Genomic DNA, 23,970 nt, shown 5'->3' on the forward strand with positions numbered 1-23,970 from the left:
CCTCTTCTTTCGATTGAATTTGTGACAGCAATGAATACTCTACAGTCAAATCCAGTTTCCCAGCCCGATATCGATGATGTAAATATTAAAAGCATTCAAACGCTGATTACCCCAGCAGAACTGAAAGCGGATTTGCCATTATCGGAGGCTGCGTCTCAAACTGTGTTACAAGGACGTGCAACTGTACGTAATATTTTAGATGGCAAGGACAAACGTCTGTTTGTTGTCATTGGCCCATGCTCAATCCATGATCCTAAAGCTGCACATGAATACGCAGATCGCCTGAAAGTGCTGAGCGAAAAAGTAAAAGACACCTTGTATCTGGTGATGCGTGTATATTTTGAAAAACCGCGTACTACGGTGGGCTGGAAAGGCTTAATCAACGATCCGGACATGAATGATTCATTCAATATCGAAAAGGGTTTGCATATCGGCCGTGGACTTTTGCTTGAATTGAACGAAAAAGGTCTGCCATGTGCCACTGAAGCACTTGATCCGAACTCGCCACAATATTATCAGGACCTGATTTCATGGTCTGCAATTGGTGCACGTACCACTGAAAGCCAGACTCACCGTGAAATGTCTTCTGGTCTTTCATCACCTGTTGGCTTCAAGAACGGTACTGATGGCGGCCTGACTGTTGCGACCAATGCCATGCAATCGGTTAAACATGGTCATAGCTTCCTGGGCCTGAATGAAAATGGTCAGGTTGCAATTATCAATACCAAAGGTAACCCTTACGCACACGTAGTCTTGCGTGGTGGTAACGGCAAACCAAACTATGATGCAACTTCTGTTGCAGAAGCAGAAGCAGCGTTGGCAAAAGCCAAAGTCAGCAACAAGATCATGATTGATACCAGCCATGCCAATTCAAATAAAGACCCGTACTTACAGCCTTTGGTGTTGAAAAACATTACAGAGCAAATTCTGGATGGTAACAAATCCATTGTTGGTATTATGGTGGAGAGTCACTTAAAAGGTGGCCGTCAGGATATCCCTGAAAACCTGTGTGATCTTGAATACGGTAAATCAGTAACGGATGGCTGTATTGACTGGGAAACCACCGAAAAAGCATTACTTGAAATGCATGAAGCATTAAAAGATGTTTTACCCAATCGTTAATCTTTAAATAGATATAAAACAGGTTCTTATGAGCCTGTTTTTTTGTTTTGAAACAGGCTGATATCTTTTGAACTCCCCTGTTTTTTTGATTATACTGCTGCCACTTTTTCCCTACGACGTATCGCTGATATGAAGTCCAGTTTTCGTCAACATTTGCTTCAGTGGCGTGCCAGTCTCGGTGCGGTTGCTGTGCTTTGTTTACTCTGGCACATCTTCTTACCAACGATGGTCCATACAGGCGTCGTCCCTGCACTTTATGCAATGCCCAGTCATTGCCAGGTCACAGAAATCCAAAATACCACATTGATGGCCCAGACACATTCAGGTCACCATCCACATAGCATGAGCATGCACGATACGCATCACGGAACACAGCTACACGGCAAACATGCTCAACTGAGTGAATATGCACAACAGGTTTTTGCGCTTGCAAGCCAGATCATGAAGCATTGTCCTTTATGTTCCCATGGTCTCGATGCCGCTGCTCTTGTACCGCTCATTGCATTTATTATTGTATTTCTACTGGCCTGGTTTAGTCGCGTTCGCTGCCTGTGCCATGCGTGGACAGAAGATCTGCACATCGCCCGTATCTTCTATATTTTCCCGATCAAACAGGCCCCGCCACTCGCTTTATAAATCGCAAATTTTATTTCGTGCCCCGTCAATGACGGTGGTACCTCATTCTTGCTTTTTATAGAGTTCAACATGAATACTCAATTCCGTTTATCCGTATTAACGGCTGCGTGCCTGTCTGTTGGCTACAGCAGCACTACCTTTGCTGAAACTGCACCTTCTGGCACCAAAACCTTGGCTACCATTGTGGTAACTGCCAGCCGCGAAGGTGAATCGATCAATAATACCCCTGCTGCAATCAGTAAAATCGACAGCACGGAGCTTGACGATCGACATGCAACATTCATTGGACAGGTGTTGAATCAGACCCCGGGTGTATTAATGAATGACCTGGGCAATGAACAGCATATGATGTCGATTCGCCAGCCGATGACCACGGCAGCAGTGTATCAATATCTGGAAGATGGGATTTCGATTCGCCCCGTGGGTGTGTTTAACCACAATGCCTTATATGAAGTGAATCTGGCGGGCATTGATAGCATCGAAATTTTACGCGGCCCTGCCAGTAGCTTATATGGTAGCAATGCAATTGGTGGAACCATCAATTTCCTGACCAAAGCACCCAGTGCTAACCCTACAGCCGATCTTGGTATCAGTGCCAGTTCTGAAGGATATCGCCGTGTCGATGTTGGTGCATCCAATACCTTTGATAGCGATTGGGGTGAACACGGTTTAAGGCTTTCGGCCTATGCCAGTGATCGAGGCGATAGCTGGCAAGACCACGCACAAAGTAACAAGCAGAGCATCACCTTGCGACATGACTGGCACATTTCGGATGCCACCCAACTCAAGAATATTGTCAGCTACAGCCATCTGCAGGCCGACATGACCGGTAACCTCAATCTGGAAGATTACCGTAAACGTCCAGGCTATAGCTATCAGACCTTTACTGATCGCAAGGTTGAGGCGACCCGTATTTCTTCACAGCTCAACCACCAGTGGAGTGATCAGCAACAAAGTCAGTTCACCGTGTATTACCGTAATAATACAACGGAACAGAACCCAAGCTACAGCATCCGCACCGATATCAAAAATGGGAAACCGACCGGTACCTATAGCGGGCAAACAACAGAAAATGCCTTCCAGTCCTATGGCTTAAACATGCAGCATTCAGCTACGCTAGATCAGGTCAAACTGATTGTCGGGGCCATGGCAGATCACTCCCCCAATCAGGCCAAAACCAATGATATCGAGGTTTTTCGTGATCCGGACAGCCTGGTTTATACAGGTTATAAACAGCGTCAGTTATTACGGGATTTTAATGTTGACGTCAATAATCAGGCGATTTATGCCCAGGCAAACTGGCAGGTTTTACCTGTATTAAATCTGGTCGGAGGAGCACGCTATGACTGGATCAGTTATGACTATGAAAATAAATTGACACCTTCAAAAATCACGGGTGCCCCAGATGAAACACGTAGCTTTCATAAGGCCAGCCCTCAAGTCGGTTTTGTCTGGAACCTTAGCCCGGCCATGGACATCTATAGTAACTGGTCACAAGGTTTTGTACCGCCAGAAGTCAGCAGTCTGTACGGCGCCAATCTGGTGACCCCAAACCTGAAAGAGGCCACCTTTAACAATATCGATGCAGGTATCCGTTTCCAGATACTGGATAATCGTCTGGATGGGGAAATCACCTTATACCGTTTACAAGGCAAAGATGAGGTCATCAACTACACCAAACCGGATAATACCCGTGAACCGCGCAATACAGGTAAAACCTTGCATCAGGGAATAGAAATTGGTGGAACCTGGGCATTCAGCGATCAATATGCCCAGCGTCTAAAGCTTTCTGGTAGCTTTGCACGCCATGAATACAAAACTTTTCAACCTTCAAGCACACTCGATTACAGCGGCAATACCATGCCAAGTGCGCCTCAGGCATTTGGTACGCTTGAGTACCAGATCAAGCCAATACCGGAGCTACTATTGTCCGCAGAAGCCGTTTATGTAGGTTCTTACTGGATCAATGATGCCAATACGGAAAAATATGATGGTCATACTTTATTAAATCTGCGTGCCAATTATCGTAAAAATGCCTATGAGATTTATGGGCAAATCCTGAATGCCACAGATAAGCATTATGCAGAAAGTACTTCGTTTAGTAATAATCAGGCCAGTTATACGCCTGCTGCACCACGAACCTATCTCTTGGGCTTAAGTTATCACTTTGGAAAATAATCACGACAAGATATGGCTTCGCTAGCGGCCATATCTTTAAACCCGCAGATAAAATGAGGCAACCACGAAGCTCAATATCAGGCCGGTCTCGGCCAGCTCGATCGCAGCGCCAACGGTATCTCCGGTAAACCCGCCAATGCGCTTTATAAAGCACCTGCGTAAATAAAAGAGAATGAACAAAAAGGCAGCCATAGCAAACAATCCGGCCCAATAAAACATACAAAGCAATGCTATTGTAATGACAAAAAACATCCATAAGGCCGTTTTGGGTAGATTTTCAAGCAATGAACTGGCAAGTCCATGTGCGCGTACATAGCGCGTAGTGAGAAAGAAAAACAATGGTACACTACGCCCAAGCATCGGCAGTATGATTAAAAACAGATCAAGCTTTTGCTCCAGCAAGACATACAGTGCAGCAAATTTCAGCAGACAGACAACGACTAAACTCAGCACCCCGATTGGCCCGCAAGCCGGGTCTTTCATGATTTTCAGGGTACGTTCCGGATCACCAAAACCACCCACCCATGCGTCTGCCGTATCTGCCAGACCATCCAGATGTAATCCTCCCGTCAGCCAGATCCATAGCACTAAAACCAAGGCAGCACTCAAGATGACAGGCAGCTTTGCCAATAGCATTGCAACTGCAAATAAAACCAGTCCGAGCAACAGGCCGACCACAGGATAAAATAGTAAGGACTGGCCATTTTGCCTTGCATCAGGCAGTACTTTAAGTTCAATGGGCAAAACTGTCAGAAATTGCAAGGCAATCCAGAAAGGTGTCATGCGAAACAGCTCAACTCAATCAGATTTATCATGCATGGATTATGAAGAAATAAAATCGGGAATAGCAAGGCTATTCCCGAATGAAACGGCTGAATATCTTAGTTTATTGAATTTGATAACATTGTTTCAGCTTTAAATAATCATAATAAAAACGGCTATTTCCATAACGTGCGTAGTTACAACTCGGCTTAAACAAAGTTTCTTTCTCGTTATAGAACATTTTTACCAAGGTTGTGCCTTGCTTGTTTTGATAAATATCCCACTGTAAATTCGCTGCCATTGGGGATACCACCTCGCCTCGCCAAGCGCTGCCATTGTAACTATAGGTTTGGCGTAAAGGTAAAGGTTGCATCATATCGAGCAACTCTAAACTGGTCGCCAATGGAATGAAGATTTCGGCATGGGCAAAACGTAATACCGCACGATGTGTCTGTTGCTTTTCCACAATCGCATCGACCTGTTTAAACAAATCCTGTTTTAAGCCTTGAGCAATTGCACTGGTCACTTTATCCGATTCGGTAAAACTAGGCCCTTTACTATAAAAATCATTGGCATCGTTAAATTCGGCATAGAATTTTGCCGCTTCAACTGGCATGTATTTATCGAAATCAACATTTTTTAGCTCTGTCTGCATGCCCCCAGCAATTGAATACAGTTCATACAGGTATGCTGCTGCATCCACTGCACTGGCGATGGTGTTTTTGCCCTTGCCTTTTTCAGTGATGCTTTCCCCATTTGGCGCTGTTACGGTATATGTGCCGCTATTACTAAAACTATAGCCCGCGCTTCCCAGTTTCTGAATAAATTCCGGCTTAAAAATCGGCTTCAGCACATTCATGGCGATCTGCTCTGCCTGATGATGGGTAGCCAGTTCAGCCAGCTTACTGGCCAGATCTGCATTGTCTTCTTCAAACTGCTGATAGGCCTGACTGGCATCATAGATGGCCTGCTGTGAAACAGATAACGGTTGAGCCAGATCGTTGTCTGGATTCAAGCTATGAAAATACAGTTTAAAACGATCAACGCCGCCATCTTCAACCGAAGGTACGCTACTGCTAGCCAGACTGGTATATGAAGCTGGTGTAATCTGTGCCTTCAAAGCCGGTTGCTGTCTGATCAGCTCGGCAGTAAAAAATTTTGCACTATCTACTGCACGGTCTACACCCGAGCTTTGTACCAGTATTGAGGCAGGCTGGGTTGACGCCGTTTTAAATAACTCAGGCAAGCGTTGCAGTAACCGGTCTGCAATTCCACGATGCTCCTGAATACCGGTCATGGATTCGTTACCATAGCCGAACTGACGAATGCCCTCTACTCCATAACCCAGCAGGATATTGGCCTTCATCATGCTTTCCAGATCAGCCCCAAGCTGTTCCCCTAACGGCGTAAGTGCCTGTTCAGCCTTGGCCTGTTTCCAAAGGTTATACAGCGCCAGATCATATTTGATACTGGATAAACCGCGCGAACCATGACGAGCCACCAGTTCGGTAAATACTGGCTGGAAGCCTGATGGAATGGCTTCATATTTATTTAGGTTTTGCTGAGGCTGATAAGGGGTTTTGGTTTGATAGTATTTGCTTGGTGTACCGGTTTCTGTTGAGGACTGGTTGTGTTGATGGTCATCGTTGTTGCAGGCCGCCAATAAAATGCTCACGCATAACACACTGCTTTTTAATAGCATCTTCATGATTGATTCTGGTTATAGCTTAAGAAATTGTTGTGTATCATAGGCAGCGCTAATGACAGTTCGATTACACGCGCTATAAAACCGGACAAGCCCCAATCCCTACCGGGTTGCGCTTTTTTCATCGAAATGAATTTTACTGTCAATCTGGGCCAAGTTGAAAGCATACAGCTTTCCTAACGCTGCGGGCATAGTTAATAGATCATCCAGTTTATGCTGCCGTGCCAGACAAGTCAGCAACTTGATCACGCCACCATGTGTCACAATCAAGGCCTTGTGCCATTGATGCTGCTGCATTTGAACATAAATTTCATTAAAACCATGCAGAACACGTTGTTGGAATTGATTCAATGACTCCCCATTCGGCGCATGATATTGCGTTGGAAATTGCCAGAAATTTGCCAATAACTCAGGTTCATTTTCATAAATAGTTTGGGTGGAAACGCCCTCCCAATCGCCAAAATACATTTCCTTGATATCAGCATTAAGTCGTAAGGGCAATTCGAGTTGTTCGGCTAATGCTGCCGCAAATTTTTGGCAGCGCTGCAAGGGCGAGCTGATAATCACATCCCATTCCATCCCGGCATCCATTGCTCGCTGGATGGTCGATTGCATTTGCAACCAGCCCTGTTCTGTCAGTGCATCATCCAGATGGCCACGCAAGGTATGGCTCAGTGTGGTTGCACCATGTCTTAATAAATCAAGGTGCAACTTTTTCACCGGTCACCGCTGCCTCAGCAAAGGTCGCCATCTGGTTATGCAACACACAAGCCAGTTGAAGCATGGACAATGCAGCACCTGCACCGCTGCCTTCACCCAGCCGTAAATTCATATTTAAAATCGGTTGGGCTTCTAAGGCTTTTAGCACACGCTGATGCCCATATTCAGCCGATTGATGTCCAAACAGCATCCATGCCCGAGACTGTGGCTGGATGCGCACTGCACACAAGGCTGCAACCGAACTGATAAAACCATCCACCACAATGGGCAGACCCAGTTGTGCACAACGGATATAAGCCCCCGTCATTGCTGCAATTTCCAGACCACCAACAGCTGCCAAGATTTTTAAGGCATCATCAGCAACACTGGCCCGATGAAGCTGGATGGCCTGATCAATAACCGAAATTTTATGTTGTAGCTGCTGGTTATTAATGCCTGTACCCACACCTGTCAGTTGCGCGGCATTTTCATTTAACAGTAAACATGCCAGTGCTGAAGCCGAGCAGGTATTGCCGATGCCCATTTCACCCGCAATAAAAATATCGGCAGCTTGAGCTTTGGCGCGGTCAACGCTGTCTTTACCCAGTTGCAAGGCGGCTAAGCACTCCTGTTCCGTCATTGCAGCCTGCTGGGTAAAATTGGCAGTACCAGCACGGATACAGTGCCGTTCAACCCCCACATAATCATAGGCTTCACCGACCGTGCCACAATCTACCACCTGTAAATGGGCATGATGATGTCTGGCAATGACACTGATCGCTGCACCGCCTGTTGCAAAGTTCTGTAGCATCTGACGGGTCACTGCTTGCGGATAAGCCGAAATATTTTCTGCAACGATGCCATGATCACCAGCAAAGATTGTAATCCAGGGATGCTGAATCTGGGGATGGACTGTGCCTTGCAAGGCTGCCAGCTCAACAGCAATCTGCTCCAGATCACCCAATGCACCCGTAGGCTTGGTCAGTTGCAGTTGACGTTGTTCGGCTTGTTGTTTGGCATCTAAATTAGGTTGTTGTACGGCAGCTAAAAACCATTGTGTTTGTTCAGTCATGTTATTTCTCATCTTTTAAAATCATTGGAAAGCCTGCTACACAAAACATGACCTTATTGGCGATTTGGCCTAGAGCCTGATGTAAACGGCCGGCTTCATCGACAAAACGGCGGCTGATTTGCCCCATGGGCACAACGCCCAGCCCCGTTTCATTGCTCACCAGAATGATTTTTGATTGTAACTGCGGCAGAACTGCCAAAAGTTTTTCGGTTTGCTGTTGCTGTAGTGCCGGGTCTTCAGCCAGCAGCAAATTGGTCAGCCACAAGGTCAGGCAATCCACCAATATCAGCTGGTTAGGCTGGTCACATTGCAAAAGCCGGTCAGCAAGATCAACCGGTTCTTCGCACACTTGCCAATGATCAGGACGTTGCTGTCGATGATGTTCGATCCGCTGCTGCATTTCATCGTCCAGTGCCTGCGCTGTTGCAATATAAATGACGGATAAACCCGAATCCTTGGCGATTTGCTCTGCCAAACGGCTTTTGCCCGAGCGAGCGCCCCCTAAAATCAGTTGCAACATATCTAACCTAATTCAATTTGCTGATAAGGATACAGTAAACCCTGTAAAATCTGTGCCTTATAATAGCCGAAAGTCAGTTTTTTCACCTGAATCTTTAGGTTTTTTAGAGGAAGTTGTTGTATCCGCTGCAATACCGTATCACTTGACCCAGCATCACGGTACACACCTAAAGTAATATGCGGGCAATATTCAAGTGCAGCAATCTCATCACTAGCCAAAGCAAGTTGTTGACGAATTTGAGCGAGTACACCCTCCCGATCTGTAATCTCTAGGAACAAGGCACTGCTAAAGCTATCAATCTGTGTGATTTCCAGCTGAAAAGCATTGAGCTGTAAGGCTTCAAGTCGTTTGATCTGCTGCTGTAATTGCTGAACCAGAAAATCATCATTATATTGTTTTTTGGCTGTTGTCATAAATCCGCACACAAATAAGGTCATGTGATATTGGCGATGATTAGGAAGCAGCAAGTCTGAAAAGTGCAACCGCATCTGGTCTAGATACTGAATTAGCTCTGGCTGTTCAATTTCCACATACCACAATCCGTAGTCTGAGCGGCCATGATGCCATTCAGGATAGTCCCGGTCTTCGGTCGGACACAGCAAGGTTGAGGGTTTCAATCGCACAAGAGGATGATCAGTAAACTATAGAATATCCTCATTAAAACATAAGCCTGCACAGAATGGCAGATCACACCATTACATTGATTTAATACTGTGTCAGTTCATCTCGGCGACTTGCCGGCTGAATGCTATACCGGCACAGACTGGGCATTAAATTCATTCACATGCGTAGCAAAGCGAAGCTCCCTCAATTCGGTCTGGATGCCCTGATAAAGCGCATCGAGCAATGCTTGCTTTTGGCTTATGGTCAGATCCATCATTTCCACATGCTTACGGATATGCTGAACAATGTCCAGCTCGGCAATTTCCAGCCGCTTTAATGCATACACATAACCATAGATCGCCCCCTGCAAAATGTTTTGATAAGGCAGTTGCTGCTGGATATGATTTTCCAGACTTCCCAAGACACGCTCATTGAACCCGAGCTTGCGGAGAGGATCGCGTGCCACCCGTTCACAGGTATCTTTATAGGCTGAACGGCAAGAGTTCAGAAAACTTTCAGCCATCCGGTCCAGCTCTTTGGCCTGATTGGGCACAATATTGGCCAGACCTAACTTGACCTCCTCAACCAACTGCTCTACATATTTCCTGATGGTGTTATCTGCCATGGCTATCCCGATCATGTCATGCCCATGCATGGCGGCATACCAGGCGGTCATGGCATGGCAGCCGTTCCACAAACGGTTCTTAATGATCTGGATATCGGAGATTTGCTCTACCAGAATCATTTGTCGCATCTTGGTCAGGAGCGGACTGCGATTTTCCACATAAATCGGCATATCGGTTTCACTGTGGAACAGGATCAGATCCATATTCTGCAAAAACTGGCCGGCCTGAAATTGACCACGCATGTCTGCCAGACAGCTGGTCATTTGCTGTTCCTGTTTCTCGGTCAGTGCGGTTTCATCTGAAAGCTCGATGGACTCATCATTCAGGTCAGATTGATATTGTTTGAATAAACGGTGCTTGATATTGAGCTGACGATACAGGGCCTGATCGGTCAGCTTGGCCACCATACGATTCACGACGGTATCGCAAAAATAGTGCTCACTCAGAATATGCTCTGCAATATCTTCATCGGTAATTTCAAGCAAAGCTTCACGGATATTTTTCAGAACCAGATATTTTGCACAGACTTTATTCAAAATAATCAGAAAAGTAACCGGCTCATGTTGCTGCGTGTTCTGTGACATGAAGCGTGCCAATAGTCCTTTGGCAATCATTTTGGCTTCGGATGCAATCGCCTGTTCAGGCAGGCAAAGTGCGATCAGGCTGGAATGCATATACATCTCCAGCATTTGCTGCTGATTATCGGCATCAATCACGGTCAGGTTTTCAATCCGCTCATCATAAGAAGATTGGCCATAGCGGATACTGTAACTGCCGAAGCTGTTGACCGATTCCAGATATAGCCGGTTTCGGGTAGAAGCAAGAATACGTTTAGGTCTGGTAAAACCGTCCCAATGTGACAGTACCTGTGCCAGATAGCCCCCACCAATGGCACCAAAACCATGTATCCCGACCGTAAGCTGATTGATACTTTGTGGAAATGGTTCTTGCAACTGTGGCATGCCCATTTCAGGAATATACTGGTCCAGCGCATTCAGGCATTCATACATATCCTGATAATAGAAATTTGCCTTGGCCAGCATGCTGTCATTCGGTTCTTTGATGTCTTTAAATAAAATAGTAACCCCACCTGCATCACAGGCTGAGCAGATGCCATTTTCCGAATCTTCAAACATCAGGCATTGTTGCGGTTGCACATTCAGTTTCTGGGCGGCCTTGATAAAAATTTCAGGATGCGGTTTACCTTTTTCAACTTCATCCCCACACACCAGTAGATCAAAAAATTTATAGACATTGGCATTGATCAGGTATTCTTCAGCAATGGCACGACGGCTGGAGGTGGCGACAGCCATGCGTAAGCCAGACTTACGCAAACGTTCCAGGACCTGAATCAGGCCTTTTTTTATCGGTACCCCGTGATGACGAACCGACTCCAGCTCCAGTTCATCTGCACGTTTCCGGATGGCGTGATAAGGAATATCTTCGCCATAAAAGGTCTGGGCAAGCTGTGCTGCCGCCTGTGCGCTGAGCCCGAGACACTGCATTAAATATTCATCTGAAAATTCTTGTCCAATGAGTTCCAGAGATGCCTGTTTCAAGGTCTGAAAGCGTAATCGCTCGGTATCAAACATCGTACCATCCATGTCAAAAAGTGCTCCTTGAACAGGATAGTCATGAAAAATCAGCATCTTTACTCCTTGGTTTTGTTATTGCATGTATTAGGTTAACCAAAAAAACAGGGCAAATTTGCAACGGTAAACAAATGAAATAAATATGATTAAAAAACACTCTGCTATTAATTTTTTTAGCGCTATAGTTGACTAAATTTGTAAAGATGGCTTGCATATCCTGCAAAACAATGAATGTTTTTTAGTCATTTTCTTGTGTAAAATATACAGCAGTATAATCATGCTCCAACGGGTACAGGCGAAAAGTGGAGAATAAAACATTTGTAATGCCTGATTTGCTCTGCTGCCCAACAACAGATTACATGGTGCAATAAAAACTGCAGAGCACGGCCCCTGTTCAGGCCTCTGCCCTATATCTGGCCTGAACCAGCAACATCATGATCACACATAACGACGGAACGGCTGCAATCACAAATAAATGGGTGATGACCAGCGATTTAGCCAGATAGCCGCCAAATAATGGCCCGATGACGGAACCTAAACGGGCAATCCCGATACTCCAGCCCACCCCTGTGGTGCGTAATGACACCGGATAGTAACTTGCAGATAATGCATTGATGGCAGGTTGACCACCCACAATGGCAAAACCGGCAATAAAGATAATCACAAACAGTAAGGCAATATGACTGACCGAATAACCAATCAAGGCCACACTGACCACTGCCACCATAAAGACCGGGACCAAGACCTTATAAAACCCGATCTTGTCAATTTTTAATCCCATCACAATACTGCCAATGGTACCGCCCAGCTGTAAGGTTGAGCCAATCATCATGGCCTGATTCAAGGACAGGCCGGACTCTTTGGATAAGGTCGGTAACCAGTTGGCCAGAAAATACAGGCTGATCATGTTCAGGATACTGATCACCCAGATCGAATAGGTAAAAACAGCACGCTTATTTTTAAATAATTCCAAAGGTGAGTTTTTGCTTTTAGGGCCGATATTGCCAATTATCTGGATCGCTGTGTTGAGTTCCAGTGCCGGATAAAACTTCTTCAGCCAGAATAGAACCGTTGTTTCATTCTTTTTATTTTCTCCTAAGAAATACAATGATTCTGGTAACTTAAACAGCATGATAAAGAAAAGGAGCAGCGGAATAATACCGCCAAAATAGAAAATGGCCGGCCATCCGCCTATGGGCGTAAGTAAAGCAGAGATCGCGCCACCCAGCATGGCCCCCACGGTATAGCCGCAGGAAATCACCATCATGGTTAAAATACGATATTTGCTGGGCACAATTTCAGAGCTATAGGCCATGGCATTGGGCATGATGCCGCCCAAGAAAATACCGGTGATAAAGCGTATGAGCGCAAGCTGTTCCAGATTGGCAACATGCGGTGTGACTAACATCAATACAGAAAATGTCACGGTAGAAATCAACAAGACCGGACGGCGGCCATAACGGTCCGATAGTGAGCTCAACACAAATGAACCGACAAACAGTCCAAATAAACTAGCACTGAACACCACACCTAACATGGTTTTTTCGACGCCCCACGCCTCTATGATCATCGGGGCGGCATAGGCCATGGCCTGAATATCGTAGCCATCCATGATCATCAATAATAAGCAGGTCAACAGAATAAATTTTTGATAAGAACTGATGTTTTGCTGGTCAATCAGATCATTTAACGCAACTTCTTTCATGGTTATTCCCTCTCCATGTTGCTTTAACTATAATTTTTCAATCCATTATTACTCTATTCGTAATTAATTTATGATATTCATAAAAACATCCAATCACAATCTTTTATTTTGTTATAGATAGAAACTTTTTGTTTTATAAAACAATATATTATTTATTATTCACTCAAGATGTATAAATAAAAAAACCTCAACACACGTTGAGGCCTATATAAAGTTAAAGTCTTAATTCAGTTTAAGTCAGGCTTAAATCTTGAGCCTGCTGCTGTTGTGAAGCGGTATAGTATTCGCCGAATTTGTTGTAAAACGCATCTCTAAAACAGTAATACAGCATCGCCGTTTTTTCCGGCATCGGAATAAGACGCTGGCTTTCATAGCAAAGATCAGCAACAACGGCGGCATACGGCTTTACGGTATGGTCAGGCTCTCCCACAATTTTATGTGCAGGCGAATTTTCAAAAATATAGAAACTGATTAAACGGATGGTTGGTCTTAAAAAGCCTTTGCCAAAAACCGATTTGTCGCCAAACAGTAAATGCCAGCCCAGATCATTATCGTCGCCGTCATAATAACGACCTAAACGATCCCGCTTGCCTTCATAAATTTCGGTATACCCCACATCCTTGCCATTGATGCCTACAATCATTAAGCGTTGATGGTCATCGGCCAGCATTTTGTCAAAATAAACCTGCAGCTCAAGCTCCGGCTTGTTCAGTTGCCATTGTGGAATCACATGTGGCTCATGCATCCATTGATGTAATAAAGGAATATCTTGCGGGTATTGAACCTGTCGCAGGTAATATTGTGTCCCGTCTTCATGATATTCAAAATAATCTGGAAGTTTTTGTGACAGTGTAAGCATGCAGAGATTCCTTGCCTTTAATAGTAGATGATAATGATAATCAATTTTATTAAGACGGAAAATTTCTTTTTCTGGTTTTTTGTTAATAAAACAAAACCGCAACAGGGCGAAATCACGAAGCCCTGTTACCCCTTGGACCAACTACTAACACTAAAAAATATGGCAACAAGCATTGCAGCCAACCAGAGCTGGATAAAATATGTTCTAAGCAGGTAAAAGCTGAACAGCTGTAAAAAGAAGGCTGCGGGCAAAATGACAAATAACCAGCTGAGTGGGCCCACCGAACTGCCCTCATGCCAGCAATTCAGGCCCAAAGACCCTGCTAGAAAAATAAGGGCAGAAAAACCTAACAGCTTTTTCCGGGTTTGATTTAACCAGACATATTGCAGTTGTTTTTGTCCATATTGACTCAGCAGGCAACCTTGCATGAAGGCGACTATTGCCCAGAATAATGCGGCAAGGCTCATTTGGTGGCTCCTGCAGAATCAAACCGGACCCGGTAAAAATATATTGCTCCCAGATAAAGTCCCCCAAGCAGTATCAATGCTAAATCGACTCCGGCCAGTGCCCAACGCATATGGAGGAGACTTTGCCACAAGGCGGCCTCAGGAATGAACATAAAACTGCTAAATGGAATCAACCACAGAGCCAGGGCTGTGACTGTCAGCAAAACCAATACAGCAGTCCGGCCAGGCAATATAAGACTGATCAGCAAGCTCAACAGCCAGCTCAGATAAAAGACCGAGACTTCATAGGTTATTCTTGGTTCAAATGCGGCTGGTAACAGCCGGCCCGCCAGTAAATAACTGGCACAGGCAAACGGTAGCCCCAGAAAAGTAAAAAAGTTAAGATGCTGTACCAGCTTGTAGCTAAAAGCATGCGCTTCTTTCATGCGTTTTTTCTGCCACAGCAAAGCACCGGCTGCCAGCATCACACACCCCACAATCCCCATCACAGACAAAATCAGACGCATCCAGTAAGAGGCAAAATAACCCAGATGAATCCCGTAAGATGCTGAAGCCAGTTGTGCAATGGCACTTAAATTTCGGGGTTGAGCCAGTGGCTCGGCCGTATCGGCTGCAAAAACATATTGTGGCGTATTTAAGGTAATAATATTTTGATAATTATAGTCAAAGGTGATCATGGCCTCTGGCGTATTGGGTTTCTGTACTTCAAATTTATCGAGTATTGCGCCTGTTTGTACCTGCGCGGGCAATTGTTGAAGAAAACGCTCAAATGGCTGCATGTTGTGCTGAGATGAAGATACCTGTGGTTTTGCCATCTTTAGAAACTGCATCTCGTTATAGAACTGGGGAATACCGTCTTGAGCATAGTGCTTGGATAGTCCCCACGGCAACACCAGATAAAACAGAATCAGTAGCCCGGTAAATGCCATCACCAGATAAAAAGGAAATGTCACCACACCTGTAATATGATGTAGATCAAGCAAGCTTCTCTGGCCCTTAAATGCCCGGAACACAAAAAATTCTTTAATGATTTTTTTATGCGTGATCACACCCGTGATTAAACTGATCAGTAAGATCAGGGCGACAATTGCCACGATAAAACTCCCGATCTGGCCCGGGAGTGGATAGAGGGTGTAATGCAGTTTAAAAAAGAAATCGCCGGCCAAGGTCTGGCGTACAGGATTAAGTAACTCTCCTGTCACGGGATTTTGCAATTGCTGGTGTTTACCTGTCTGATCCTGCCATTGAAGCAGATTGACCGGCATACGTTCATTGGCCACCGTTACGCGCCATCTTTTTGCATCAGCGGCATGCTGGTTGAGATAGTTAAACGCTGTTTGTGCCGAAGTCTGGGGAGTCGGTAGGCTCTGAATCTGGCTGAGCGCCTCAGGTTGTGACCAGATATTTATTTCTGTACGGAAATAGGCAATTGAACCTGTCAGGAAAATAAAAAAGATGACCCACAGAACCATGATGCCAAACCAGCGATGCAGAATGGCCTGAATTTGACGAAAGCCCATCTTAACTGCTTCCCCACTTGCGCAATAGCCAGTAACTTGCCAGTAATAATATGCCCGAGCTATTGATGATCCAGAACCAGCGTCTGGAGACGATTGCACTGACTAGTATCACGTAAAAGATAAAAAAGAGGAAACTCAGGAAAACGGCAAAATACACATTTTCAGCCTTGGCAAAAGGAAGCCAGTCGACCAGAACCATGCTTAGCCAAGAGCTATAACTGTAGGCGGCCAGACAGGTAAAAAAAACGTTGCGATAGGTTAAGTTAAAGGTTTCTTGTTGTTCTGAATGGCTCATCCGTATTGCCTGCACCTGTAATAGCCTGAACAGAAACAAGAAATATCTGCAAAAGCAGATATTTCTTGTTCACAATTAATAATTAAAGGTATAGCTTAAGCCATAAGTCCGGCCTTCAGCAGGAATGGCCAGCAACGGATTACTATTAGAAACCGCTGCCTGCTGGGCAAATACCGTATTATATTGCAAACCCCAAACGTTATATACGCCAAAATCTACACGACCTTTCCAGGCTGGAACATGTCCTAGTACATCCATGGTCGCATATCCTTTAATTTTTGCAGCTGTATTGGCATCGGCTTTTACGGCTGCCTGAAATGCCTTGTCCTGACTTGCATTGGCTTTCGCAATTAAATCACGATCATCATTATAGGCTTTGCTGGTTCCCTTAATAGCCTGCATCTGCACACGCAGACCATACCCTTCATCGTTATTCCACTCGGCAAATAAGGTACCTTTTACTGGTGCGACTGCAAATGAATTGAGTTCATGCCACTGATTTGCAGCATCTTTATATTGACCACGGGTATACCCCAAGGTTCCACCCACTTTATAATCATCCATAAATGGATAACTTACAGTTGCTTCTGCACCATAAATTCGTTGATCTGTATCTACAATTTTGGCTGCCCGGTTATTAAACTGAACAGTTTTATCAGAAGTATTATAAAAGCCGGTTAGCCCCAGATTTAACCCATCCTCCTGATTTAGACGCCAGCCCAGTTCATAACTATTTACGGTAATCGGTTGCAAGTTCGAGGTTGAAACCGTAAAGGTTGATACATCTCGGAGCATGCGCTGCACATCAGGGAAGCTAAAACCTTGTGAAAAGTTTGCATAGACTTGCTGTATATCACTCAGTTTATATACCACCCCTAAATTAAATAGCGGTTTATCATCATGAGTTGAACCTGCTGGTACCTTATTCGACTCACGGCTTGGAATATAAGCGTCCGTATCGGCTTGAATATATTGATAACGGACACCTGCCTGAATATTCAACTGATCATTAATGGCATAGTCACCTTGGACAAAAGCGCCAATATTCTGGATTTCAGTATCTGGCCCATAGCCTTTACGCTGACCTGTTGGGGTATAGACCAGATAAGGATATTGAGTTGCCAGAATATCAATATACTGTTTGTCTTTTTCCCAATCATAATCAAGGCCATAAGTTAGTTTCAGATCCCGGTCGGCAATATTAAAATCTGATTGCATGGTTGAGCGTAGGCCTGCAACTTCGATTTCAGATTGTGACTGATTTACCGTCTTGACTGATTTTGTGGCTAAGCCATACGGGAAAAATCTTGATTTTTCATTTCGATAGTAGGCTTCCACATTCAATACCTGACCGAGGAAATCTTGATTCTGATATTGCGAATTTACCGCATAGCGTTCAGTAAATAACGGTTTGCTCAGCTTCAGACCTTTAATGGCTTTATAGCTTGGAGTCCCCATATCGTTACTTGTACCCGTAGTCGGCAAATATGAATAGTCCGGGCCGTAATCTGTATCTTGCTTATCTTTATAATATTGTGCCCCAAAGCTCAGGCTTTGCTGATCGGTCAGGTTAACATTCAAACGTCCATTGACATCAATGGTATCGCTGTCCATGGTACTGCCTTGCCAAGGACTAAGAGAAATACGGTTGCCATTACCATCAAACTGAGAGCCGCGACTGGTAAAATTTGCCCCGAGAAAACCATCAGCATTGCCCTGTTTAAACGACACCGATTGACCAACTTCATAAGCCAATCCGTCCCCACGGAATGTATCTGAAGAGGTAATGCCCACTTTACTTTCAAAGCTAAGTGGCTTTGAAGTATCTGCACGTTTGGTAATGATATTGATAATACCGCCGGTTGCGCCAGAACCATAAATACTGGTTGCGCCAGAGATCACTTCAATCCGCTCGATCATGCTCGGGCTAATACTGTTCAGTTGACGTGATACATCACGTGAACCGGTTTGTGATACGCCATCAATCATGACCAGCACATTACGGCCACGCATGGTCTGACCATAATTACTGGTGGTTCCACTGCTGGTTGCAAGTGACGGAACCAGCTGTGCCAAAACATCGGCAACCTTACGGCCAGCAGTCGCCTGCTGTACAATCTGCTGACGGTCAATGGTCTGTACTGTCCCGGCGATCTCTGCAATATTTTTTGGTGTCCGTGTTGCTGTGACGACAATCTTTTCTAATTGTGCAACAGGTTTCGATGTGGCCTCTGCGCTTACTGCGACATCCCCCGATACCGCAGTTTCAGCATAGGTATGCTGTGCAAACATGGCCAGAACAGCCAGGCAACATGGTGTCATTTTAAACAGTCCTTGTTTTGCCCTAAACTCATTATTGACTTTCATTTTCTCTTTTCTCCAGAGCCCTTCTATCACTCAAAAAATATCCAAAAGGCACGCCATCATACTAAATTTAATTTTTAATGAGAATGATTTTTATTAAAAATAGTATTCATCTATCCTTTCCTGTTTAAAGAAATGGTCTTTTTTCATTTTTTCAGCCTGTTCCAGCTGTTGAAATTGTGGCAGATAGTGAATGGCCAGCTCTGGCGTAAGGACAAACACGCCATCTGCATCACCAATGAGCAAATCCCCCGATTGCACAATAAACTGATTGATCTCGATCGCTATATCCATTTCGACCAGGCTTTCCCCCTCATTTCGGGTCGTCAGACAGCTGACCGAATGTGCAAATACAGGCAGTTTTAGCCGGGACAAGGCCTGCCGGTCTGTAATTGCTCCTAGGACAACCACGCCTGCCAGTCCACAATGAATTGCGGCGATACTTCTTTGCTCTCCCCAGCAGGCACGTTGCAAATCGGATCTGGCGTCGATGAGCAGTACCTCATTGGGCTGGCAAGCCAGAAGGACCTGTCGCAACTGGCTGGCATTTCTGGTGTGCAGCCGGGCCGTTCTTACAATACCCACCAGTCGCTGTTCAGGTGACAATGGAAAAACATAAGGTACATGCCCCTGATCCAGTACATGACCAATGGTTGAGGTAGCAATATTTTTATAGGCTTCGACCAGCAATTCGGGCGAAATGGCTTGATTCATGATTTTATCTCTGTTGTTTTTTTAAGCTGCAATGGACAATTCCGGCATAGCTCCTGTGCTGCGTCTTCCAGTTGAAAATAGAAGCAGCACTTTTGTCGCATATAGGTGTTAAATTCGGGATGCCAGTTGCTCCACAGCTTGAGAAAAGGATTTTCCGGCAGGTTAAAACTTTGTGCCGTTCTGGTTTTTAGCAGGTGCTGTTGTTGCTGTAGTCGCAGGTACATGTCGTTGCTTAACTCTTGCTGTGCTAAAGATCGGTAAAATTGCACCACGCGCACGGCGACATTTTCCCAGAGCAAGGCATACGGTACACGCCCGACTCTGGCAAGCTGCTGTAACAAGTCATTGAACTGTCGCAACATGGCCTCAAGCGCTGGCAAAGACATGATCTGGCAGCAGTAACTTGCTGAATCAGCCAGTTGCAACCGCCTGTCCCAGTGCCAGCAATCAGCCAGTTCCACCACAAAAGCCGAATAGTGCCATTTAACAAAAGGTAAAGATGCAGCCTGACAGTACAAAAAAGGCACCATCCAGAACGTGGCCCAGTACTTCACAAATAATGAGGTGGCACATCTCTGGTTTTTGGCATGAATACGTGTCGCAAAATCCTGCAATACCTGCCGACAGGTCGAGTCATCGAACAGCGCTGCCAGTGTGATGGCAGGCACGTCCTGATAACCTATTTCCAGTTTCAGATGCTGTTGCAGCACCGAAAAAGACGATGCCAAGGCTGCTTGAGTATGGTGACAGATATTCATTGCAATTTAGGCCGATTGAGTGAACACATGCCAAAGCGGGTTTCGGGTTTCTCCGATTCCTGATGGCATGCTGCCAATACGGGTCTCCTGTTCAAGCAAAGGCCGGATCAGCTGTTTATAAGGCCATTGCGGCGATTCAAATAATAGGGCCTGTAACTGCTTTTGAATTTCAGGTTCAATATCCAGACCGGTTAGCACCTGTTGTAACTGTTCTGCCAAGATGTGCCACAGTTGCTGTGCTGCAATCTGATAATATTTTGCCAGCGCCTCGACAATACAGCCTAAATTGACCTGAATTCCCAGTGTCTGGATATAAAACAGCAAGGCTTCAACCGAGTCATGATAAAGCGTATTTCTGAAATCATGCGGGCTTAAATAGTCCGGATCATCCAGACCATTGTGCAGCAGCCATGGCAGGTAAATACGCAATGAATCGTGGTCCCTGAACATCAGGCCATCAAATTGACCATGTTTAAGCACCAGACACAGGTTCTGACCATGAATTTCGCCCATCAAGCCGAGACGGAACAGGCGTAAATTCACCTCAAAGAAGCAGGCACACAATTGGGCAAATTGCTCAAGCACATGTTCCGGATGATTTTCCAGCTGCTGCAGCTGTAAAATATAATCAAACACGGCAGGTTGCCCTGGCACAATATGTCCCAGACTGGCCATCGGAATCAGTTGATAAGGCTGTTGCAACAGTTCAGCTGGAATATGACGGCGTTGAGCGGCCAGATGGGTCGGCTTCTCTACAAACAGCCATTCATTGTCCGCACTTCGATCATCCTGTTTTTCCGGCAAATAAGACCACCATTGTGTCTCCTCACATAGCCAGAGTTTTTGCTGCAACACGGGATCTTTTTGTTGTGCCTGCTGCAATAATGTCTGGTTTTTTTCGCCATTAATCATTTTTACAATCGGCAGAAAACGCAATGAACCCAGCGCCTTAATGCCAATTGGCAGTTTCAGGCTTTCTTGTGGAATATGCTCGGATAAAAGACTGCGCATCGAGGCACTGGCATACATGCCCGTAGAAACAAAATTCAATGGCTGACAGATACCTGACGCAATATCCTCAGCAAAGAATTGCGCAAATAAATGCTGGAATTGCCACGGGTGCACAGGCATGGCGATATGCGTTTCACTCAATCCGCGCTGGAACATTTCCTGTTTCAGTTGATAGCGTTCGGCACGGTTAATGAAAATCTGGCTCGGCTGCTGGGTAAAAATATCCTCGACACCAGCACCAAACATCATTTTGTCTTTATGCACCGCCACCCAGTGAATACTCAGTTCCTGTGCAAATTCAGGACAATATTGCAGATACTCCTGCTGACTCAGTCCTTCCTTTAACTTGGATAAGGGATGATAAGGCCGATCGCGATAGCCCGCATATTGTTCTAAAGTACGAAACGCCTGCACCGGGCTTTGATCAACCAGATCATGGGTATCGACTTGATGCTGTTGCAGCAGACGATATTGCGCTAAACATTTCCGGATTTGCTCAGAAAAGAGCTGCAGCTTGTCGGCCTGACAGTGTTGAAACAGCCCAATCTGTTGCAGACATTCAAACAGCTCAAATAATTCAATCGGGTGAACTTGCGTGTGCTGATTGCCTGCTGCAATTCGTAAAATTTCCGACTCGGCCGTAAAAGACCACGCTTGGGTAATGCCGTGCTGTACTGGGAAAATAACAAGATATTGCGAAGGTTGCTTAGACAATAGTACAACGTAGTGCTGCTCAGGCATGAGACCAAATTGCTGTTGCAAGTCCAAACCGAATGCATCCAGTTTGGCCTGTGCTATTACAGTATCCACAATAGCTTGTTCAGGAATCAGGGCTTCCACCAGTAAAGCATTTACAAAGTCTTGTAAAATGGTTCTGTCGGTCAGTGGAGAGACCGGTTGCAGTGCATTCATCAAGAGCCTCACTTCGCCTGCGCTTTAAACGGCGCCAACGGGTTATCAACAAACTTGATTTGCATGCGACCATCACCAAACAAACGGCGTTTGGTTAATGATTCAATCCGTAACTTTTCGGCAAAGACATCAAAGATTTGATAGCGCTGCTTGTGTTCAGGATGTTGTTTCTGATAGTCCAGAATGACTTCGGCAGCCCATTGCCAGAAATCCTGTTCAGCAACGGCGTAGGTCTGATTAAGGAAAATCGCAATATCGGTCAAGGCCACAAAGAACAGGCAGGCGCAACTAAAGTCACGAATCCCGTCCAGATCATCCGTCAAGATAAAGGACATGCTATTGGTTTTGGCATGTTCAGGCGGCAACTGGTCCAGTTCAGGTGCCAGTTCCGGATGAGCCAGATGTGCTGGACTGTAGCGTACACCGTCGTGGAAATCCTTGAGCAATACCCGGGTTGGCCAGCCTTGTTGATGCACCAGTATAATATTTTGCCCATGCGATTCCGTCGCAATCCCTTCGGCAAATAGCAAATGGATCAATGGCGTAATGACCACTCTCAACAATTGGCGTGTCCATTGCTCAACTCCGTAGTGTTGTAACCACGGTGCAATCAGGGCCTGACCATCTTTTTGAATATGGCTCACCCCATTCAACGGAATTGCATCTTCCCCTTCACGTAAATATTGATGCACGCTTTCACGCCATAAACAGCCAATAGTGCCATAGGCCTGTTGGGCATGCGAAGCCGGTAAACGGGTAAAATCTACACTCAGACCGTAAACCTCTCGCAATACCGCAAAATCCAGTTGTTGCGCCGTTTCACTGTGGTCAATCAGGCGTTGCAGCCAGTCGGTAATAATCGGCCCGTTCATGACCGTATGTTTTGCCAATACCCGTGAACTTGAGGTATTGGTCAAGCTCATGGAAAGCTTGATGTACGGTTTTTCCGGATGCTGTAAATTGGTGACAGTTCGCAATGACTGCTGTGCCAGATAACGGTCATGGCTATGCCCTAAATAAATGATGTCCTGATCGGCAATTTCTTGTGCAAAAATCGAGATCAGGTGATTTTCCCATTGCCAGGGATGGACCGGAATCCAGACATATTCAGCGGCATTTTGAGTTTGCTCATTCAGCTGTTGCTGAAACTGGATCAAATCCTGTGCATTGAGTTGTTCTTTAAAAAATATGTCTGTATCAATGTGACTGGACTGGTTTTGTGCAACCAGCTTCTGGTGTACGGCCAACCAGACCAAAGCCATCGGCTGGGCAAATTCCACCCCGTAACGGACATTGTCTTGCAGACTAAAACCGACTCGTGATTTGTAACATGGATGATAGGGATGCCCATCCATCAGATAAGATTCCAGAATATCGTATGGATACTGAATTGCAGGCAAGCTGTAGTTTTCAAAACAGACTTGTGATTGCAGGTCATGAATATAAGTCCGCTTTAATTCAAAAATAAAATCTTCAACTTTGGCAGCATCGGCAATCGAGCGCAGGATTTCATCGATGACCTGATTTAGACGTGCTGGCTGTGTATTGCCCTGGGCATCCTGACGAAGTACCTCCTGATCACGCGCCAGACGCACCAGCTTATAGCTGTATTGGCGTTGCCCTTTGGCAATATACCGAACCGCTTGCTGTTGGCGATCCTGTACCTGAATCACAAAATTTTCACCATCATGCTCAGCGCTAATTATTTCTTCAAAAATCAAAGCTTGTAACAACTGCCTAATTACACGCTGTTCAACCTCTTTCGCCTGCTCCGGTTGTGGCTGTTGCCAGGCTTGAAAGGTATTTTGAAGCATATGTGTATTTGATAAAACTGGATGTAATTGTCCCAT

20 protein-coding genes are annotated in these 23,970 nt (G+C 45.3%); 3 read left to right on the forward strand and 17 right to left on the reverse strand.

Annotated features, from left to right (window positions below; all coding sequences use genetic code 11):
- Nucleotides 1-30 precede the first annotated feature (30 nt).
- From OC23_RS08410 to OC23_RS08420, 3 genes are all read left to right on the forward strand, one after another.
- A complete protein-coding gene (locus OC23_RS08410) occupies nt 31-1,122 on the forward strand; it encodes a 3-deoxy-7-phosphoheptulonate synthase (RefSeq protein ID WP_038344138.1) in 1,092 nt (363 codons plus the stop codon).
- Between the two features lie 129 nt (nt 1,123-1,251).
- The gene (locus OC23_RS08415; RefSeq protein WP_038344140.1) at nt 1,252-1,758 is read left to right on the forward strand and encodes a hypothetical protein; all 507 of its coding nucleotides are present in this window, start codon (nt 1,252-1,254) and stop codon (nt 1,756-1,758) included.
- 69 nt (nt 1,759-1,827) lie between these two features.
- A complete protein-coding gene (locus tag OC23_RS08420; RefSeq protein ID WP_038344142.1) occupies nt 1,828-3,936 on the forward strand; it encodes a TonB-dependent receptor in 2,109 nt (702 codons plus the stop codon).
- A gap of 36 nt (nt 3,937-3,972) precedes the next feature.
- Here the strand turns inward: OC23_RS08420 and OC23_RS08425 are convergent, their stop codons facing one another.
- The 17 genes from OC23_RS08425 to OC23_RS08505 form a co-directional block, all read right to left on the reverse strand.
- Nucleotides 3,973-4,719 carry an adenosylcobinamide-GDP ribazoletransferase gene (locus OC23_RS08425; RefSeq protein WP_038344144.1) on the reverse strand — a complete coding sequence of 249 codons (747 nt, stop codon included), beginning with the start codon at nt 4,717-4,719 and terminating at the stop codon, nt 3,973-3,975.
- 103 nt (nt 4,720-4,822) lie between these two features.
- Nucleotides 4,823-6,406: a histidine-type phosphatase gene (locus OC23_RS08430; protein ID WP_038344145.1), complete on the reverse strand. Its 1,584-nt coding sequence runs from the start codon at nt 6,404-6,406 to the stop codon at nt 4,823-4,825.
- Between the two features lie 99 nt (nt 6,407-6,505).
- Complete coding sequence (locus OC23_RS08435; RefSeq protein ID WP_038344399.1) at nt 6,506-7,114, reverse strand: histidine phosphatase family protein; 609 nt, start codon at nt 7,112-7,114, stop codon at nt 6,506-6,508.
- On the reverse strand, nt 7,104-8,174 hold the full coding sequence (gene cobT, locus OC23_RS08440) for a nicotinate-nucleotide--dimethylbenzimidazole phosphoribosyltransferase (protein WP_038344146.1): 1,071 nt from the start codon (nt 8,172-8,174) through the stop codon (nt 7,104-7,106). Before cobT ends, OC23_RS08435 begins: the two co-directional genes overlap by 11 nt.
- Before the next feature lies 1 nt (nt 8,175).
- Nucleotides 8,176-8,694 carry a bifunctional adenosylcobinamide kinase/adenosylcobinamide-phosphate guanylyltransferase gene (gene cobU, locus OC23_RS08445; RefSeq protein ID WP_038344148.1) on the reverse strand — a complete coding sequence of 173 codons (519 nt, stop codon included), beginning with the start codon at nt 8,692-8,694 and terminating at the stop codon, nt 8,176-8,178.
- Nucleotides 8,695-8,696: 2 nt separating this feature from the next.
- On the reverse strand, nt 8,697-9,317 hold the full coding sequence (locus tag OC23_RS08450; RefSeq protein WP_038344149.1) for a 2'-5' RNA ligase family protein: 621 nt from the start codon (nt 9,315-9,317) through the stop codon (nt 8,697-8,699).
- Between the two features lie 125 nt (nt 9,318-9,442).
- Nucleotides 9,443-11,572 (reverse strand): bifunctional mannitol-1-phosphate dehydrogenase/phosphatase, encoded by a 2,130-nt coding sequence (gene mtlD / locus OC23_RS08455; RefSeq protein WP_038344151.1) that lies wholly within the window; start codon nt 11,570-11,572, stop codon nt 9,443-9,445.
- 337 nt (nt 11,573-11,909) lie between these two features.
- Nucleotides 11,910-13,220, reverse strand: a complete 1,311-nt coding sequence (locus OC23_RS08460) for an MFS transporter (RefSeq protein WP_038344153.1) — start codon at nt 13,218-13,220, stop codon at nt 11,910-11,912.
- Between the two features lie 232 nt (nt 13,221-13,452).
- Nucleotides 13,453-14,079, reverse strand: a complete 627-nt coding sequence (locus OC23_RS08465) for a GNAT family N-acetyltransferase (protein WP_038344154.1) — start codon at nt 14,077-14,079, stop codon at nt 13,453-13,455.
- Nucleotides 14,080-14,204: 125 nt separating this feature from the next.
- A complete protein-coding gene (locus OC23_RS08470) occupies nt 14,205-14,546 on the reverse strand; it encodes a hypothetical protein (protein WP_038344155.1) in 342 nt (113 codons plus the stop codon).
- Nucleotides 14,543-16,066 carry a PepSY-associated TM helix domain-containing protein gene (locus OC23_RS08475; protein WP_038344156.1) on the reverse strand — a complete coding sequence of 508 codons (1,524 nt, stop codon included), beginning with the start codon at nt 16,064-16,066 and terminating at the stop codon, nt 14,543-14,545. Before OC23_RS08475 ends, OC23_RS08470 begins: the two co-directional genes overlap by 4 nt.
- 1 nt (nt 16,067) lies before the next feature.
- Nucleotides 16,068-16,361, reverse strand: coding sequence for a hypothetical protein (locus OC23_RS08480; RefSeq protein WP_038344157.1), 294 nt, complete (start codon nt 16,359-16,361; stop codon nt 16,068-16,070).
- Between the two features lie 75 nt (nt 16,362-16,436).
- Nucleotides 16,437-18,728 carry a TonB-dependent receptor gene (locus tag OC23_RS08485; RefSeq protein WP_038344158.1) on the reverse strand — a complete coding sequence of 764 codons (2,292 nt, stop codon included), beginning with the start codon at nt 18,726-18,728 and terminating at the stop codon, nt 16,437-16,439.
- Between the two features lie 93 nt (nt 18,729-18,821).
- Nucleotides 18,822-19,439: an RraA family protein gene (locus OC23_RS08490; RefSeq protein WP_038344159.1), complete on the reverse strand. Its 618-nt coding sequence runs from the start codon at nt 19,437-19,439 to the stop codon at nt 18,822-18,824.
- Nucleotides 19,436-20,197, reverse strand: a complete 762-nt coding sequence (locus OC23_RS08495) for a (2Fe-2S)-binding protein (protein WP_038344161.1) — start codon at nt 20,195-20,197, stop codon at nt 19,436-19,438. Before OC23_RS08495 ends, OC23_RS08490 begins: the two co-directional genes overlap by 4 nt.
- A gap of 6 nt (nt 20,198-20,203) precedes the next feature.
- The gene (locus tag OC23_RS08500; RefSeq protein WP_038344163.1) at nt 20,204-22,120 is read right to left on the reverse strand and encodes an IucA/IucC family protein; all 1,917 of its coding nucleotides are present in this window, start codon (nt 22,118-22,120) and stop codon (nt 20,204-20,206) included.
- A gap of 8 nt (nt 22,121-22,128) precedes the next feature.
- Nucleotides 22,129-23,970: an IucA/IucC family protein gene (locus tag OC23_RS08505; protein WP_038344164.1), complete on the reverse strand. Its 1,842-nt coding sequence runs from the start codon at nt 23,968-23,970 to the stop codon at nt 22,129-22,131.

Origin of the sequence: Acinetobacter sp. A47, assembly GCF_000805455.1 — a bacterium.
Taxonomy (GTDB): Bacteria; Pseudomonadota; Gammaproteobacteria; order Pseudomonadales; family Moraxellaceae; genus Acinetobacter.